Source organism: Pantoea sp. JGM49 (assembly GCF_018257655.1).
GTDB lineage: Bacteria > Pseudomonadota > Gammaproteobacteria > Enterobacterales > Enterobacteriaceae > Pantoea > Pantoea communis.
Genome location: NZ_JAERJM010000020.1, coordinates 1 through 16,192, shown reverse-complemented (window position 1 = coordinate 16,192; position 16,192 = coordinate 1). Strand labels below are relative to the sequence as shown.

The 16,192-nt window shown below is 47.8% G+C and carries 16 protein-coding genes; 4 read left to right on the top strand and 12 right to left on the bottom strand.

Annotation, left to right across the window (positions count from 1 at the left end):
* Positions 1-31 precede the first annotated feature (31 nt).
* Positions 32-817: a TraX family protein gene (locus JK231_RS23595; protein ID WP_211729739.1), complete on the top strand. Its 786-nt coding sequence runs from the start codon at positions 32-34 to the stop codon at positions 815-817.
* A 383-nt stretch (positions 818-1,200) separates the two neighbouring features.
* Entirely contained in the window at positions 1,201-1,401 is a 201-nt protein-coding gene (locus JK231_RS23590) for a hypothetical protein (RefSeq protein WP_058962459.1), read from the top strand.
* Positions 1,402-1,429: 28 nt separating this feature from the next.
* On the opposite strand, the gene JK231_RS23585 is transcribed toward JK231_RS23590, so the two are convergent.
* The 4 genes from JK231_RS23585 to JK231_RS23570 form a co-directional block, all read right to left on the bottom strand.
* Positions 1,430-1,693 (bottom strand): biofilm development regulator YmgB/AriR family protein, encoded by a 264-nt coding sequence (locus tag JK231_RS23585; protein ID WP_058962458.1) that lies wholly within the window; start codon positions 1,691-1,693, stop codon positions 1,430-1,432.
* Positions 1,694-1,753: 60 nt separating this feature from the next.
* On the bottom strand, positions 1,754-2,074 hold the full coding sequence (locus tag JK231_RS23580; RefSeq protein ID WP_236699807.1) for a hypothetical protein: 321 nt from the start codon (positions 2,072-2,074) through the stop codon (positions 1,754-1,756).
* A 117-nt stretch (positions 2,075-2,191) separates the two neighbouring features.
* Positions 2,192-2,437: a regulatory protein YcgZ gene (gene ycgZ, locus JK231_RS23575; protein ID WP_058962457.1), complete on the bottom strand. Its 246-nt coding sequence runs from the start codon at positions 2,435-2,437 to the stop codon at positions 2,192-2,194.
* Between the two features lie 211 nt (positions 2,438-2,648).
* Positions 2,649-2,924 carry a hypothetical protein gene (locus JK231_RS23570; RefSeq protein ID WP_097119797.1) on the bottom strand — a complete coding sequence of 92 codons (276 nt, stop codon included), beginning with the start codon at positions 2,922-2,924 and terminating at the stop codon, positions 2,649-2,651.
* Between the two features lie 230 nt (positions 2,925-3,154).
* Here JK231_RS23570 and JK231_RS23565 point away from each other — a divergent pair, with 230 nt between their 5' ends.
* Positions 3,155-4,399 carry a DUF2254 domain-containing protein gene (locus JK231_RS23565; protein WP_211729738.1) on the top strand — a complete coding sequence of 415 codons (1,245 nt, stop codon included), beginning with the start codon at positions 3,155-3,157 and terminating at the stop codon, positions 4,397-4,399.
* Positions 4,400-4,419: 20 nt separating this feature from the next.
* Here the strand turns inward: JK231_RS23565 and fos are convergent, their stop codons facing one another.
* From fos to JK231_RS23550, 3 genes are all read right to left on the bottom strand, one after another.
* Positions 4,420-4,818: a fosfomycin resistance glutathione transferase gene (gene fos, locus JK231_RS23560; RefSeq protein WP_097119795.1), complete on the bottom strand. Its 399-nt coding sequence runs from the start codon at positions 4,816-4,818 to the stop codon at positions 4,420-4,422.
* A gap of 76 nt (positions 4,819-4,894) precedes the next feature.
* Complete coding sequence (locus JK231_RS23555; RefSeq protein WP_211729737.1) at positions 4,895-5,104, bottom strand: hypothetical protein; 210 nt, start codon at positions 5,102-5,104, stop codon at positions 4,895-4,897.
* Between the two features lie 99 nt (positions 5,105-5,203).
* A complete protein-coding gene (locus JK231_RS23550; RefSeq protein ID WP_211729736.1) occupies positions 5,204-5,794 on the bottom strand; it encodes a TetR/AcrR family transcriptional regulator in 591 nt (196 codons plus the stop codon).
* A gap of 77 nt (positions 5,795-5,871) precedes the next feature.
* Here JK231_RS23550 and bdcA point away from each other — a divergent pair, with 77 nt between their 5' ends.
* Entirely contained in the window at positions 5,872-6,585 is a 714-nt protein-coding gene (bdcA, locus tag JK231_RS23545) for an SDR family oxidoreductase (protein WP_097119792.1), read from the top strand.
* A 58-nt stretch (positions 6,586-6,643) separates the two neighbouring features.
* Here the strand turns inward: bdcA and JK231_RS23540 are convergent, their stop codons facing one another.
* From JK231_RS23540 to JK231_RS23520, 5 genes are all read right to left on the bottom strand, one after another.
* Complete coding sequence (locus tag JK231_RS23540) at positions 6,644-8,005, bottom strand: sensor domain-containing diguanylate cyclase (RefSeq protein WP_349291537.1); 1,362 nt, start codon at positions 8,003-8,005, stop codon at positions 6,644-6,646.
* A 632-nt stretch (positions 8,006-8,637) separates the two neighbouring features.
* Positions 8,638-10,266 carry an ABC transporter ATP-binding protein gene (locus tag JK231_RS23535; protein ID WP_211729735.1) on the bottom strand — a complete coding sequence of 543 codons (1,629 nt, stop codon included), beginning with the start codon at positions 10,264-10,266 and terminating at the stop codon, positions 8,638-8,640.
* Between the two features lie 1,283 nt (positions 10,267-11,549).
* Positions 11,550-12,602 (bottom strand): RepB family plasmid replication initiator protein, encoded by a 1,053-nt coding sequence (locus JK231_RS23530; protein WP_045816857.1) that lies wholly within the window; start codon positions 12,600-12,602, stop codon positions 11,550-11,552.
* A gap of 946 nt (positions 12,603-13,548) precedes the next feature.
* Positions 13,549-14,484, bottom strand: coding sequence for a ParB/RepB/Spo0J family partition protein (locus JK231_RS23525; RefSeq protein ID WP_211729761.1), 936 nt, complete (start codon positions 14,482-14,484; stop codon positions 13,549-13,551).
* 35 nt (positions 14,485-14,519) lie between these two features.
* Positions 14,520-15,722 carry an AAA family ATPase gene (locus JK231_RS23520; protein ID WP_097119789.1) on the bottom strand — a complete coding sequence of 401 codons (1,203 nt, stop codon included), beginning with the start codon at positions 15,720-15,722 and terminating at the stop codon, positions 14,520-14,522.
* Positions 15,723-16,192 lie beyond the last annotated feature (470 nt).

The window sequence follows — 16,192 nt, the reverse complement described above, 5'->3', positions numbered from 1 at the left end:
TATAACAACGCACAATTGTCGGTGATCATCCATGACTCTTTTTTCTGCCTTACTCAGGTTTAGCTCGCCTTTAAACCTGGTAAAAAGCCTGAGTCCGTTGCAGGCTGATATTATTAAAACCATCGCACTGGTTGCGATGCTGGGTGATCACATCAACACCATATTATTAAGTGGACGAAGTGCATTTTTATATGCATTCGGACATATCGCATTTCCGCTGTTCACGTTGTTCTGGGCGGCTAACTTACCTGCTGATGCAATACGTTTACGCCAGCGGGCAAGAAGATTATGGCTTTGGGCTATCGTGACTCAACCATTATTCTGGCTGGCCTTTATGATGAAGGGCCAATCCTGGCTGGCGCTAAATATTCTCTTCGCTTATGCCGGATGTACTCAGCTAATCAGCTGGGCAGCACGCTGGGGTGTTAACGGCGCAATGGCGGGAGTCGCATTATTACTGCTGATTGCCTGGCCTCTTTCCCCGGCGAGTTACGGCGTATCGGGGCTAGTGTTTTGCCTGCTCTGCATTATCGCCAGATATCATTCAGGAGCAGCAGAGAATGGCATGTTCCTGCTCCTTCTTTTTGCCGCGATGGCATGGCTTAACATGCCGCCTGTTCTCAACGGGTGGTGGGAGGATGCGATCGTTTACGATTTCCTGCCGACTTTGGTGCTGCCACTGCTGGTAATTGGTTTGGTTGCGGCGATGCCAGGCGTTTCCTCGCTACGTATCTGGCCGCGCCGATTTTTCTATCATGCTTACGCCGCGCATTTGGTTTTGCTTGGGTGTCTGGCGGTTATGCCCGTTCGGCCTTGATCAAAATCAGAGCGCTTTTACAGGCCTGTCAGATGCACAATTTAGGGTTTGGATGCGATGCCCAAAAGCACGAGCACCCAATCATTTAACCTTACCGCTGCACCATAAACACTTGATGTCCTGCAAACGCCAATGCCGTTCCCGGCTGGGGCCAATCACCGACTAGAGAGTGACTATTAATTTCCAGAAATTCACGAATTTGAGCCGTAAAGGATAAATTTTATAAGCGCAGCGTTAATTATGATTAAACTCTTTATTTACAATAGCGTGTGAGGACAAATTTATATTTAAAAATTAGGTATGCCGGAGATCCAATTATTTAAGGGTATCGGTAGAGGTTCAGATATGACACACTGTATTTTTATACAGAGTGTGGAGTCGCGGTGAAGCATGATGGCCAGATTACACAAGATATATTAGCGTTGTTAGGCTCCACGGTGTCAGCGTTTATCCGGGAAGGCTTAGCTTTTGAGGTGCATGAAATTTCTTTAGCCCTGCAAAAACTCAAAGACAATGAAGCGGATTCAGTTTTAAGAGAAAAATACGAAACGCTTATCCGCTTACTTTCGAAAATGATGCACTGATATGCGCGAGCTAGCAAAGAATCAGGCATTAATCATCCGGTGTTACGCCCACAACGATTTCAAGAGTCTGGCGTAAGAGCTGGGCTTGAGAATCATCGTGAGTTGATTCAAGTGCCCGGATTAAACTGATGATAATGGCTTTATTCGTTATCTGCCCTTCCGATGCCAGCACATTACGGATGATGACGCCTAAAATCTTCGCCTCATCTTTCAAATCCGGACCCGCATTGCGGAAACGTTCAGCCAGTTCCTGATCGGCAAGCGCAGAAAAGATGTCTTCTGATGTATGCATGATTTGTTTCCGAGCTAAATGGTGTCAGGGGTTAATCACTGATAGTAATGGAGCCGATATTCAATGCTTTCTGTTATTACCTGAATGATGTGAGTCCGTGTACAAGTGCTGGACAGAGTTTATTCCCTCCGCCCTCTGCTGTTTAACTCGTTCTCCTTCGGCGATGCTCTTCCTTACTTCAACAATTGTCTGGGCGATCAATTGCCGCCTGTCAGCATCATCTGACTGGTCTTCCATAACCTGAAGTTGTTCGATGAGTGCACGGAAAGAAACAGGCCCCGCTCGCTGGAGCAGAACCAGTGTGGCTTCACCGAGAATTTCATCGACTAACTGCTGGTGTTCACTTCTGTTCATATACTTCTCTGATAACGGCATCTGCATGGCAATTTTGCTGTAAACAGAGTGCAAATTGCAATTTCTGTCACGGAGCCAGGAATCATTCTCTTACCATGCAAATTCAGAACGGTAATGTTGTACAACTTAGGCCTGAATACTGAATCACTCATCCCGATCGAAAAGCAGTCCAATCAGCTGATGATAGTGGTGTTCCTCTTCAGCGTTGGAGGAAATTTCCAGACGACGAAGTAACTTGGTGCAGAGTGATTTACGGTTCAGATTCTTGCCCTCTCGCAGGATTTCTACCACGATCTGACCCAATGTTTCTTGCTGAGAAGGCAAAGAGGCTTTATTAAAATATTGTGCAATAGCTTCGGAAGAGTTCGGAGTGTATCCATTCTGACGCATGTGTTAACCCTCTCATGTTGGGTCAGGCAAATGGCCTGATAAAGTTGTACAGTTATTGCAAAATCTGTACAGAATATAGTAAAAGTCAGGTGCCCATTTTTTTGCAAAAAGTGCTATGGGCTAAGAGGGAATTCGCCAAACAGAAAAATCTTAATCATCTGTAACGACAAGTATTTTGAGCGGATATTAATATTTGAGTTAAGTACTCTCGCTACTTTTTAATATTTTCAACTGGCAATAATGTGATGCTGTCAGAGCTTTCACTCAGACGCCGTAACGGTGAGCTGCTGCGCTTATCTTCTGACGAGGGTTGCCGATAATCGTTTAACCAGTCAATCGCAGCCAAAACGGCTTGTTTACGCTCTGGCGCATTCGCCTCGTCGGCCATGCGATGCAGTTCCTGATTTAATTGAATAACACTGATTTTTTCACGGCGGGCAAGAATCTGATAAGCAGCCTCGCCTAAAATTTTGTCTGAATTTTCCATTGTTTTACCTCATGAGAATCAGGCTTACGCTGAGTCCTCAGGATCTATTGTAGCTGATGAGAAATTTGGGTTAAACCTGGCGCAGAATTTATGCGCCATTCAGGGTTTATCCAGAGGCAATATATTCTTGCCATTATCAGGCGTTAACGCCATTGCTGTCAGTGATGAGCACACTGACAAACCCATGAAGAGTTTATGTGGATGAACCCTGCAATAACAAGGAAAGCACGATGACAAAAACACAATGGATCCTGAGCCAGCTTACCCGGAAACTGTGGTTCAGAAGTTCCCTTTTTGCTGTTCTGGCGGTGATGACAGCCCTACTCGCCATCGTGATGAAACCCTTTATCCCTTCAGGAATTACCGGGTTAATCGGCACGGATGCCGTGGATAAAATCCTGGGTATTCTGGCTTCCAGCATGCTTGCGGTCACCACCTTCTCACTCAATATTATGGTGTCAGCCTATAACACGGCGAGCAGCAGTGTCACGCCGCGCGCCACGCGTTTACTTGTAGAGGATCGGACCACGCAGAATGTGCTGGCAACGTTCATCGGGTCTTTTCTTTATAGTCTGGTGGGCATTGTTGCACTGAGTATGGGGGCTTACGGATCTCAAGGACGTGTCATCCTGTTCTTTGTCACGCTGGTTGTAATTGTGATGATTGTGATTACGTTGTTGCGATGGATCCAGCATCTGGCGCAGTTTGGTCGTATGGCAGAGACTTCCCAACGTGTCGAAGAGGTCACTCAGGCTGCGCTGGTTAGTCGGTTACAAGACCCTTATATGGGCTGCTCTCCCTGGCATGTCTCCGATGAACTGCCGGACTCATTGATACCGGTTTATGCTGAAGAAGTGGGTTATCTGCAACATATTGATTTCAGTAGGTTGTCTGATTTTGCTGAAGCTCAAGGGATCTATCTGTATGTTGCGGTTCAACCAGGCACCTTCATACATTGCTCGACTCCCCTGGCCTGGCTTAAGACATCAAAAAGTCTTGCTGCTGAAACGGTAAAAGATGCGTTCACAGTTGATCAGCAGCGTTCTTTTGATCAGGACCCGCGCTTCGGGTTGTGCGTTTTGTCTGAGATTGCGTCACGAGCACTCTCACCGGCAGTCAACGATCCCGGGACTGCCATTGATATTATTGGCAGACTGGTCAGGCTCTTTTGCTTGCGCGTGCAACCTGACATTGGCGATACCCGCTTTCCTCGTCTCTTTCTGCAAAAACCGTCCTTTCAGGATATGTTCGATGACGCGTTTGCCCCTATTGCACGTGACGGTGCTGGCATGATTGAAGTACAAATTCGCCTGCAGAAAGCGTTTATCGCATTGGCACAATTTAATGCTGCCAGGTATGGGTCTGACGCCAGGCGTCACGCGGAGCGAGCCATTGCCTTTGCCAGTGCAGCTATACCAATTGAGACGGATATAGAGAGACTCAGAACGTTGGCCAAAGGCCTTCATCAACCTTAATGTCAGGGATGGGCAAGTGACTAATAAAACGTCATGTCCTCATACGGTTGTGCCATACAGGCGCGTAATCTGCTTTCCAGATCACCGGCATGGAGTTCCAGCTTGTGGCCGTCCGGATCGAGGAAATAGAGTGATTTGCCCTCACTTTTGTTGACCTTCCATTCTTTTACGCCTGAAGCTTTCAGCCTCTCGGCAAAAGCTTCAAACAATTCATCTTCAATGCTGAAGGCATAGTGCGTGTAATCTTTACCGATGGAAACGGCATCCAGTGAGAGGCACAGCCAAAGCTCACCTATCGAGAGATAAGCGCCATTCTTCCATTGTGCGCGGGGAGTGAATCCCAGCGTCTCAACATAAAAGGTGAAACTCTCAGATACATTACTTACAGCTAAAGTGATGTGATTCAGACCGGTCAGCATGTTGAACTCAATAAAAGAAATTGGGTGGTTAATTTAGCACAGGCAATGAGATGGAAACCGGCCACCACGCGAATGGCTAAGCAAACTTCCGCAGAATTCTTATCGCCATTTCCATGCCCTGCTCACGCTCGGCATCATAGTTATGACCATCGTTTTGCGCTTCCTGCAAGACATCAATCAGCGACTGAACGGCGAACTCGCTTTTTCTGCCCAGAACTTCCAGCACCGCACCGCCTATCTCATTGCAAATGGCTTTTCCTTCCGCGTGTTCATTTTGCTCAGACATGACTGACCCCTTTTTAGACTTTTAGGCATTAAACACCACCAAGCCATAAAAGCGAAAATTCAATCCTCAATTCCGCCAGCAACTTCATCGGAACTCGAATCAAACCGGAAGTAACTGCGCCAGCATCTGACCAGCCATGCGCGATGTCTCCCGCAAACGCTCGGCGCTGGCGCCCTGCCGCGATCGAGCCGACAGGCCCGACATGATCGTCACCATAAAATCAGTTATCCGCACAGCCTGTGCTGGATAGCGCTCGGCAATATAGGCATGAAACATCTTCTCGGCCGCCGTATGAAAACCGCAGGCAACCTCACGCGCAGAGAGATCGTCGCAATGAATACCCTCAAGTACCAGACACCCGGTGGCTTCTGGATCGGCGGCATAGCGACTTGCAGCTTCATCCAGTACCGCAGAGAGACACTCCGCCACCGGGCGATCGTGACGCAAAAGCGCTTTGAAACTGATAGCGCCATTTTGGGCATATCGATCAAGCACCAGCCGATAAAGCCCGAGTTTGCTGCCGAAGGCGGCATAAAAGCTGGGCGGATTGATGCCAAAGGCTTTGGTCAAATCCCCCACACTCACCCTGTCGTAACCACTCGAGTGAAACAAATTCTGCGCAATGCATACCGCCTGTTCCGCATCGAACTTGCGTGGGCGGCCTGGCGTACGGCTAATTTTTGTAGTCATCACTACATAATCCTTTGACAACCTGACTCACTCAATAATATTGTAATGACCACTACAATACAATTGAGGACACTCTAATGGCGGTATTTACTAACAAATCGGTACTGGTGTTGGGCGGTAGTCGGGGCATTGGTGCGGCCATCGTGCGGCGTTTTGCCTCCGAGGGTGCTGCGGTGGTGTTCAGTTACGCCGGCTCGCGGGAAGTGGCAGAAAAACTGGCGGAAGACACAGGCAGTAAAGCGGTTCAGGCAGACAGCGCCGATCGCGATGCCGTGACCAAGCTGGTACGCGATTCCGGGCCTTTGGATGTGCTGGTGGTGAATGCGGGCGTGGCAATTTTTGGTGATGCGTTAGAGCTGGAAAGCGATGCCATAGATCACTTATTCCGCATCAACATTCACGCACCTTATCACGCTGCGGTGGAAGCCGCCCGTCAGATGCCAGAAGGCGGTCGCATTATCGTCATCGGTTCCGTCAACGGAGACCGGATGCCAATGTCAGGAGGCGCGGCCTATGCCGTCAGCAAATCGGCCCTGCAGGGATTAGCGCGCGGTCTGGCACGAGACTTTGGACCACGTGGTATTACGGTGAATGTCGTCCAGCCGGGTCCCGTCGACACCGATATGAATCCGGCAGACGGCCCGATGAAGGAGCTGATGCACAGTTTTATGGCCATTCAGCGTCACGGTAAACCTGAAGAAGTGGCCGGTATGGTTGCCTGGATTGCCGGTCCGGAAGCTTCATTCGTGACAGGCGCTATGCACACGATTGATGGCGGATTTGGCGCGTAAGATGTCATCGATGAACTTGAGCCAGGTTGCCTCAATAAACCTGGCTGCATTTGCTCTTTCAGCTGTGAGTGTTCAGATATGACTCATCGCTCTTCACCTGATTTCTGCCCGCCTGCTTAGCGGAATAGAGCGCCATATCGGCCTGCCTGATCAACAATTGAGCCGAGCGATTTTCTCTCTCAGTGTTCAGCGATGCACATCCCGCGCTCAGCGTCACCCGTTGGGAAGCTAACAGAGACGAGTCATGGATGATGTCCTGCTCACGTACAGCTTGCACAGCAGCCACAGCCACCGCCATCGCATGTTCAATATCAGCACCGGGAAGTACGATGGCGAACTCTTCTCCGCCATATCGTGCCACCAAATCGGTACCGCGCAGAGAGATGGCGTTTATCGCCAGCGCCACACGCTTCAGGCATTCGTCCCCGGCCACATGGCCGTAAGTGTCGTTATAGCGTTTGAAATAATCGATATCGATCATCACCAGCGAAACCGGCTCGTTGTGCGTGTCTGCGGCCAGGATGCACTCCTCAAGGTAGCGATCAAATGCACGTCTGTTCGCGAGCCCCGTTAACGCATCCGCATGCGCCAGTCTGTTCAGCGCATAGTTGGCTGCACTCAGCTCATCACGAAGATTGGTCAGTTCAAGCTGATAATGCAGGCTATGTCTGGCCTGACGTAGCACGAATACGCCCATGGCAACGATGGCGGATAACAGTGCAAGACTCAGCAACACATCCTGAACGCGTCCTTTCATCCATTTAATGAACAGGCTATGCGTGTCATACCCTGCTGCAACCACCAGCGGGTAACGATCCGATCGTGCAAAACCAAAAATACGAGGTTTTCCATCAAGAGCCGAGGTCCACTGCCCGCTTCCGCGGTTTGTGCCCTGCAGCATCTGCTGAAACAGATGGCTGGAAGAGAGATCTTTGCCGATAAAACTATCAGGCATCGGCCGTGCGTATAACACGGAACTGTCAGCCAGCATTAACACCAGCACGTCCTTAGGACCCATCTCGTAATAAGCGTAAAAGTGCCGGAAATAGTCAACTTTCACCGTAGCCAGCAAGACGCCCTGAAAACCGCGCAGCGCATCGCTGATGCGAAGTGAGACGGGGATCACCAGATCACCGGTGCTTCGGCTACGGATCACCGGACCAAGATGAATGCTGTTGCGCGGATTGTCGCGTTGAAACCTGAAGTACTCGCGATCGGAGTTATTGATGTCTGCCGGTATCTGCGATGCAGAGGTGGCTATCCACTTGCCCTGGGCGTCGTAATAGAAAAGACCGTGCAGCTGCGGCAATCGCCCCTGAAGCTCCCGCATGGTCTGACTCAGATTGCGGCTATTGATACCGGTCACCAGCTGCGATTCAACGTCACGCTGCATTTCACGCATCGCGAGCTCAGTTTGCAAGAAAGTATCTTCTGCCTGCCGCGCCTGCGACAGCGCCAGGTTCGTCGCTGTTTCTTCACTCTGCCTGACAGTATCATTCCAGTCCTGATGCAGCGTCCATATGCTAATACCTAACACCGCGGCAATAAGCACAATGCCTGCAAGCGTGATACTTCTGATGAGGGAGTGATAAAGGAGCCCTGCCTGTTCGCGCGTGTCTTTTTTATCCACCCTTATCCCCATCATCTTTATCCAGCATTCAGTTAAGCAGATAAAGAGAAATGCGAAAGCTTGCCTGGCATTACCCGCTAAAAAGGCTGAACTATAGGATATTTCTTGCTGCCTGGTGTTGATAACGCTCAGGAATGATTACCAATTGATATTAGTAAAAATAACGAAGGGAGTTAAACAATAACGTCTGAATAAAGATATGGATTTCTGTGATGATTTTTAGAATGCCATAATCAAATTTCTTTTATAGACGCCATGTTGAAACTGACCTGCCTGACAGGCCAGTTTCTATCGATGACAGGTTTTAAATATTTAATCCAGCGCGCCATTATTATTCAACCTGCTGAATAAAGCATTTTAATGACGCAGCGGATTAACAGCATGAACTGGCGTCTCTCTCAAATCAGTTCCCGACGATTGCATTACGCCGATTCAGCAATGACCGATTTAAACTGAGCGTGCCACATATTATAAAACTTGCCCTGTTTACCCATCAACAGAGCAAAACTTCCGTTTTCGATCACTTTTCCCTCCGCCATGACCACGATTCTGTCGAACTCTTTGATATTTCCCTGACGGTGAGTCACGGCGATAACCGTCGTGTCGAGTGAAAGGATTTCATTAAACAGGCGATGTTCAGTTTCTGGATCGAGCGAGGATGAAAACTCATCAAAGATGAACAGATTGGCTTTAAGGTATAACGCACGCGCGATCGCCAGCCTTTGCCACTGCCCGATTGAAAGTTCATCACCGCCAAACTGTTTACCCAGTCGGGTCTGCTGCGGATGAGGAAACGCGACTTTATTGAGTAAATCGTCAACCTGAGTGGAATGCGCTTCTGTGTCATACTGACTCAGTGCGATATTCTCACCGACGGTAAATTCATACTTGCCGTAGTCCTGAAACACAGTTGCCACCTGCTGGCGGTAACCGTCAATCTCCAGACTTTGTAGTGGAACACCGGATACGCTGATATCACCCTGTTCATAGGCATACATCCGCAGCAGCATTTTAATCAGCGTGGTTTTACCACTTCCGTTATCCCCCAGAATCGCCACTTTCTCACCTGCCCTAATCACAAGATCAATGCCGTCTAAGGCCTTCTTGCTCCGGCCTTCATAACCAAAGCTAAGATGCTTAATACTGAGTGAGAACGGCGTGTTATCGGGGAGTAATTTTTGGCCGTTGGTAACGGGCTCAATCTCCTCGGTCATAAAGGAGTGGTAACTATGAAAAAAGCTGCCCATTGATGTCAGATTGGCACCGTAATTCGCAATTTCATCCAGATGCGATTTCATCATCACAATGGACTGAAACACCATCACTAACGCGCCCACCGCGATATCACTGCTGCGCAGATTGCTCAGGAAAAGATATACCCCGGCAAATAGCATCACCAGGCTAAGCAGCATGGCGGGAATGGGCGTTATCAGCGCCCTGACGCGTTGCTGGTGCATACGTTGATAGGTATTAAATGCTGACCCTGAGAACTTTTTTAGCAGATAACTACCCAGCCCATAGAGTCGAATTTCCTGTAAAAAGCTTTTATCCATACTGACGCCATAGACGTAACGCATTGCAATTGCGTCCTTAGCGTTTTTGAATAACTCGTGCACATATTTTTTCTGGATATGGATATTAATGATAATCATCGGTAATACGGACAATGCGCAAATGGCCGCCCCAATCCCTGAATACGCTATTAGCACCAGTAGCAAGCTTCCAGCCATCACGGCGGCTCTGAAGGCGTAAATAATGCAAATGATGAAATTAAGCGGTTGATAGGCTGCTTCTTTTTTCAAAAATTCCAGCTGCTCGTAACGCTCCTTGTTATCAAACAGGCTCAGAGTAAAAGATTCATTCATTCTCCGCATAATATTTGCGCTGAAATGGCTGGTCGAAATTTCCGTCACATCACCCTGAATGAGATTCACCAGCGGGGTCATCAGTTGAATACCCAGCAAAGACAGACACCAGATGGCAACACTGAACATCAGTGCATGATCATTGATTTGAAGCGTATGGAGTGTGTTAATTATCTTTCCTGTCATGAAGACATTAAGCGCCGGTATCAGGCCCTAAAGAAGGACGATGGCGATAAGTGCAGTAATACGAGATACTCCCCCCTCATATTGACGCAGGCCAAAGCGCTCACTGAGTCTATCTATTGCCAGCCAGTCATGATGAGCGAGCGCAAACGTGAAATGAAGGGGATCTACACCTGATCAGGATCGCGTGGAGCGAGTCGATCTTGTGGAACAACCACTTTAGAGAGTAAACCACTCCTCCATACCCTAACGCGCTGCAATGATGACAATTATCCGTTCCTGTGCACTCGCGCTCATCACCTTTATGTTAGTAATTACCAACACCAGTATTGGCAAGCCTTGCGAGGTTAGTAATCACCAGGGGGGTAGATTAAACATAACCACTATAGTGAGTAGTTACTCTCTATAGTGGTTGCTTCTACTCTCTATAGTGGATGTTTGATCCTCTGCCCTGCAAATCAACGATCTTGCGATTGATATGGGATCTTCAAGTTCTTCCGATATGTGCATTGCTTAAAAGTTTACTCTATAGCGGTTAGCCAAAAAATCAAACATCAAAAATAAATCCTATAAATCAAACACTTAATATAATTAAACGAAACCAAATAACCGCTATAGAGAGCAAAGTCACTCTCTATAGCGGTTATTGCAGGATGCGAAAATCCCGCAATTGAGTGCGTGTTAGCAGGATCTCAGGCTAAGCCACTCATCAATGCCATCAGCAGCGCTATCCACTGTAGTGAGTAACTCCTCCCTATAGTGGATATACAGAGAAGGAAAAGCAGTTTCCGGCAGTGAAAGAGAATAACCCTATGATAATAAAACAATAAGAGTTGAGTTTTAGGCGGTATTGAACATAAATCACACTGTTATCTGAACAAATATCCCTCAATAATCATCAAATAACTCAAAAAGATAGAAGTGATAACGTCACTTCCGTCGAATAACCACTATAGAGAGCACATACCTACTCTCTATAGTGGTTGTTAAATCTGGGGACGATCCTGGATCATTCCATGACGACTCACCACAAGCAGCCCCCTCTTCTATCACACTGAAAGCAGTCACATTGCGGGTTTTGGCTGAGAATGGTGCAAATTGTGAGCGACTTCCAGATAACCACTATAGAGAGTACAAGCCTACTCTCTATAGTGGTTACTGGGTCACAAATGTCTTGATAGCAGTGAATGTGGGAGGTGAACGACGTGGACTGCAGCAGCAAATAACCGCTATAGAGAGTAAGTGCTCTCTACAGCGGTTATCAAACGGAGGGCTGATTTAGAAGGCTACTTCACTTTACCTTTGCGGATTTCCTCGAGGATCTTCAGCTCCGCTTTTGACAACATCACCATTTCACCCTGCGGTTCGCTGGCTGCAGCAACATCATTGGTCTCGATAGGATCATCCAGCTCCAGCTCATCTTCGAGAATATCCGGCAGCTTGAGTGGCAGCTCTGCAGGTTTGAGTTTAGGCCGGCGATAGTGAATGTGGAATACCACGGAGCTACCGCGTTTTAGCTCAGTGTAATCAAGGTAACCAATGTCTTTGAGCTGCTCCATCGCCCTGCGCACGGTCGCATTCTGCGTGATGGGACGAGAAGTCAGATTCAGACGTTGTCGCAGGCGCGCCATGGAGATGGGCGCCGGATTAGGAGGAAGGCTTTCGATGAAGGTATAAAGCGCCTGAGCGGACTCCTTACGAGCCAGAGCGTTTATGGCGCGTAACTGCAGCAATACCTTGCGATCAAACTGATACAGTTCGAACAGCTTGGGATCGGCCTGAAGCTCGACCGTATCCTTTTTGACACTGTATTTTGCGGATTGCACCAGATGCGTGACATAGAGTTCATCTTTGTCAGCAGTACCGAACTGGATGGTATTGGATGCAATGCGGATCAGCGAAGCTTCCAGTCGCTCCCTCAGCTTGGCTGAAGATCTTGAAGAAGGAATGCCGCACAGTTTGACGAACTCGACGAAGGGTAAAACCACCTTGTCATTCGTCACGTTATACTTCGCAAACGCGTGAATGATCCCTACCCAAGTCTTAAAATCATTGTCCATATCGAGTCGCTGGCCAATGATCCTGATCCTTTCATAACCTTCTGATTTAACGAGCGACAGTAACTTAAGTTCGTTCGTGACATCAGTAACGGCTGTCGTGTCGTTTTTACGGTTATTGGTCGATTTTAACGTAGGAACGAACAGTCCCAATCGCATTAAAGCAACCGGTTGAACAGTGTTATCTCTGTTGGGGGTAAGTACAACCAGTTCGCCAGTTCGTTTATCTGTTTCTGAAAAGGCTTCAACTATCTTGTTGTTTTTTAGCTCATTTTCCGACATTTTCGAGGATCCGGTTTATACACAGGGACATCGCGCGTTTACTCTCTATAGCGGATACTAGCACTCACTTCATCGGTTAGACTACTCTCTATAGAGGATAATTTACTCTCTATAGCGGTTAGTTTACTCATTATAGCGGTTACCGATATCTCCTCAGGGCATGTGGCACAAGGCTTTAACCGTAGTGGGGATCTATTAGGAACTTATATGATCTTATGTGGATCTGTTATTGGATCGGGTCAGTGAATAATGGGGATAACCTTTACGGGATAACGGCCGCTGAAATTCAGTCAATCGCGTCACTGGAAATCAAAGTTATGCACAGCGAGATCAGTTACACACAGCTTGCATCCTTGCCTGCTCACTACAGCGGTTATCAGTCACTCTCTTCATCGGTTGTTTCACTCATTTCATCGGTTATTTTCCTCTCCACAGCGGTTAATTTACTCCTTATAGCGGTTATTAAGGTCCTTTCAGACCAGTCATATCAAGGCCTGCAGCGATCCGGGATCTTCTTTGATCTCAATGGGATCTCATTATGATCGAATAATTGGATCTACCCTGTGGATAAAGGGGATAAAAATCAGCGTTAAATGAGGCTGTTAAGCAGGTTTCAGCCGGAATACGGTGATTTCGTTCAATTCTGAATGTCGATCCCGAGAAAAGATCTACTTGTATAACTTGTTGGCCTGGATGAGCCCAGGTTTTGGTATAAACACAATCATCAATCAGATGTTCGTAAATTCAGCCTGTACAGGGTTTTTTGGCGGGTTGAGAGGATTAGGCTTGCCAGATACGATAATTGAACTTAAATGGATTAGAACGCTGCTGAAGCGCTTAGAAGCACAGATTCAAACGAACGTGGCTTACTGAAAAGTGGGAACAGTAAAAAAAAGGACGTGAAAATCACGTCCATTTTGGATTTGCGTTGTATGAAGGAGCCGGATCAAGACTTAGAAAGGATCGCCTTAATAGCAATATCGATCTCTTCCAGCGTATTGGCAGGCAAACGGTGGAATTCATAATGCACATGGCGTTTTTCTGCGTTAGTTTTGCGCTTAGCGTAAGCGGTACGATCTGAGAAATGGCCAAACTTCTCAGTGATGACACTTTTGTTTTTCACCGGCTTAACCAGCTGCTTTTTAGCAGTGGTGAAAAACGACAGGATCCGGGTTTTCTGATCATCGGAGGCCAGTTTGTGCAGCGCCTGATCGTCATCCATTCGCGCTTTGACCTGAGCCACAACCTCTTTAACCGCCACACCCTCTGCTTTCGCTTCTTCTGCCACATCCAGCAGCAATTTGTAGTCCGGAATGCTGAGGTCGGAAACAACCGGTATTAACTCGATAAATTCAGCAGGAACCCACGCAGCCTGAAATGCACGCGTTACTTTGGCGTTCGATATCCCTTCAGCTTTCGCGATCTCGGTCTTGTTCATACCCTGCGCTTCCATCATCAGGAAACGTTGACCCAATTCACGTAGATTGTGTTCTTTTGCAGTCTGAATATCGGCGGCCAGCTGACGGGCATCACTGATATCAATGTCATCCTCGGTCACCAGAACTTCGAGACCCGTACCGGCAAACAGACAAGCGGCACGACGACGAGAACCATCCATAATTTCAATGCGGCCATCCACCAGGCGGCCAATTGCCGGAAAGAACTGCTGCAACTCAATGGTGCGCGTAATGTCTTTTACTGATTCTTCAGTGAGCGCTGACTGGTCTCGCCCATTCACCTGCGCGTCAACAAAGGTTTTGGTTTCCACTTCACCGCTGGGAATGAGCTGGCGGCTGAATGTCGCTGTGTTACCCGACTTCAGAGTGAATACGCGTGACTGATTGCCGCTGTTGATAAAGCTCGACATCTGGGATTGGCCCATGGTGCGGCCAATTCTTTTGAGTGATTTGGGTTCGGTCACTTGGTACTCCTGATATATTCAATGCGGTCAAATACAGCGCGTGAAAAATTCTCGGCTTCCTGTTTCGCCTTTCTGAGTGCATCGGCACTGCCTGGATACGAAGTCGGATTTGCGCTGATCACCGTGTCAAATGACTCACCACAGCGCTCAAAACCATCTAAACGGGGTAATACCGCATCCAGCATCGATTTTGTGAACACCTCACGTGCATAGCTATGAGACGTAATGTGGTCATGTTTGGTGGTCATCTTCGACATAAAGCCAATATTTGCTTTCAATCTTGGCTCTATCCCCTCGTTCTCAATGCGCTCAAGCATTTCCGGCAGTCGCGTCAGGTATTTCATCGTTGAATGAAAATCAACCTGTGCTGGCGGTGTCGGCGTAAGCAGTAAGTCACTGGCGGCAATGGCATTGAGCATAAATGCATCAAGATGCGGACCGGTGTCGATAAAGATGAAATCGTAATCTTCAGCCAGACGATCAATGACGTTGCGGCGCAGAACTTCAGAGGGTGCGATCCCAGGTAGATTCTCAGCAACCAGTGCATCCCAGTCGCTGGCGACAAAACCATCATCGATCGAAGCGGGCATCACATCAACGCCTGGCATCACAGTGGGTTTCACAAACTGCTCACGCAGCTGCTCAGTGCTGACATCGTTCAGCATCGCCTGTGCAGCCGTTTCCAGCACCGAACCGACACTGTTGGTATGGCTGAGGAACATGGTGCTGGAGGCCTGCGGATCCAAATCAATCACCAGAATTCGCAGATCATTATGCAGCAAGCCTGGGTGAGCACGTAAACCGTGTGCCAGGGTAACGGTCGTGACGGTTTTGGACACGCCACCTTTGAGATTTACAACAAAAACGACGAAGGGATCTTTATGTTTGTCGCGATATTTGGGCACCTTGCGATGCTTATAGATATCGACGACGTTTTGAATGCTCATTGCATATTGAGAAGTGCTGCCCGTCTGCTTTCTGCCGAATTCATAACCCGCCTCTTCCATCTCACTGATGGCGGCGGCAACCGCGTGTTTACTCAACAGCGGTAAGTTGGCGACGGCATTACGAGTAAAGGTATGGTAGTAGCCTTGCTGGTTAAATTCCTGACGCTGCTGCTCGATATGGCTGCTGAGTCCGTGCAGCATGCCATTCGCACGGTTGGCGATGTCAAACACGTCACCGTAATCACGCTTCATAAGCACCTCAATAATAATGATTTGTTGTATTGTACTAAAAAAGCTTCCGCATGCCAGTTTTTAGGTAAAAATCAATAAAAGTGGATTTTTTAATGATTGACTGATTTTCGCCTTTATAAATATTATTTAATTAAATCAATAGGTTATGTAGTTAAGGTTTTCACCCAACCAATCAATTCATGAAAGTCATGTTTCAATCAATTCCTCTACCCTATCGTACTTAGCACGATATTTAAACAAAAGGTGTTCAGCCGAGTTATTGAAAAAAACAGGGTTGATGGTCAAGCTGATTGATGAAATGGTTGGCCGGCGTTTTCATCGGCAAGATGAAGTTGACAATATGAGGCTGCACGAGCTTTGGTATAAAAATGGTTGTAGAGGCTACAGTGATTTTGCGTATTATCACCCACATGCGATTGTCATACAAAATACGCCTTCCCTTCCCTTCCCTTCCCTTCCCTTCCTATAAT

What these genes read in the sequence shown, in the direction of transcription:
- JK231_RS23595 (WP_211729739.1), top strand. Translation starts at nt 32, where the DNA reads ATGACTCTTTTTTCTGCCTTACTCAGGTTTAGCTCGCCTTTAAACCTG.
- JK231_RS23585 (WP_058962458.1), bottom strand. Translation starts at nt 1,693, where the DNA reads ATGCATACATCAGAAGACATCTTTTCTGCGCTTGCCGATCAGGAACTG.
- JK231_RS23580 (WP_236699807.1), bottom strand. Translation starts at nt 2,074, where the DNA reads ATGCAGATGCCGTTATCAGAGAAGTATATGAACAGAAGTGAACACCAG.
- ycgZ (WP_058962457.1), bottom strand. Translation starts at nt 2,437, where the DNA reads ATGCGTCAGAATGGATACACTCCGAACTCTTCCGAAGCTATTGCACAA.
- JK231_RS23570 (WP_097119797.1), bottom strand. Translation starts at nt 2,924, where the DNA reads ATGGAAAATTCAGACAAAATTTTAGGCGAGGCTGCTTATCAGATTCTT.
- JK231_RS23565 (WP_211729738.1), top strand. Translation starts at nt 3,155, where the DNA reads ATGACAAAAACACAATGGATCCTGAGCCAGCTTACCCGGAAACTGTGG.
- fos (WP_097119795.1), bottom strand. Translation starts at nt 4,818, where the DNA reads ATGCTGACCGGTCTGAATCACATCACTTTAGCTGTAAGTAATGTATCT.
- JK231_RS23555 (WP_211729737.1), bottom strand. Translation starts at nt 5,104, where the DNA reads ATGTCTGAGCAAAATGAACACGCGGAAGGAAAAGCCATTTGCAATGAG.
- JK231_RS23550 (WP_211729736.1), bottom strand. Translation starts at nt 5,794, where the DNA reads ATGACTACAAAAATTAGCCGTACGCCAGGCCGCCCACGCAAGTTCGAT.
- bdcA (WP_097119792.1), top strand. Translation starts at nt 5,872, where the DNA reads ATGGCGGTATTTACTAACAAATCGGTACTGGTGTTGGGCGGTAGTCGG.
- JK231_RS23535 (WP_211729735.1), bottom strand. Translation starts at nt 10,266, where the DNA reads ATGACAGGAAAGATAATTAACACACTCCATACGCTTCAAATCAATGAT.
- JK231_RS23530 (WP_045816857.1), bottom strand. Translation starts at nt 12,602, where the DNA reads ATGTCGGAAAATGAGCTAAAAAACAACAAGATAGTTGAAGCCTTTTCA.
- JK231_RS23525 (WP_211729761.1), bottom strand. Translation starts at nt 14,484, where the DNA reads ATGGGCCAATCCCAGATGTCGAGCTTTATCAACAGCGGCAATCAGTCA.
- JK231_RS23520 (WP_097119789.1), bottom strand. Translation starts at nt 15,722, where the DNA reads ATGAAGCGTGATTACGGTGACGTGTTTGACATCGCCAACCGTGCGAAT.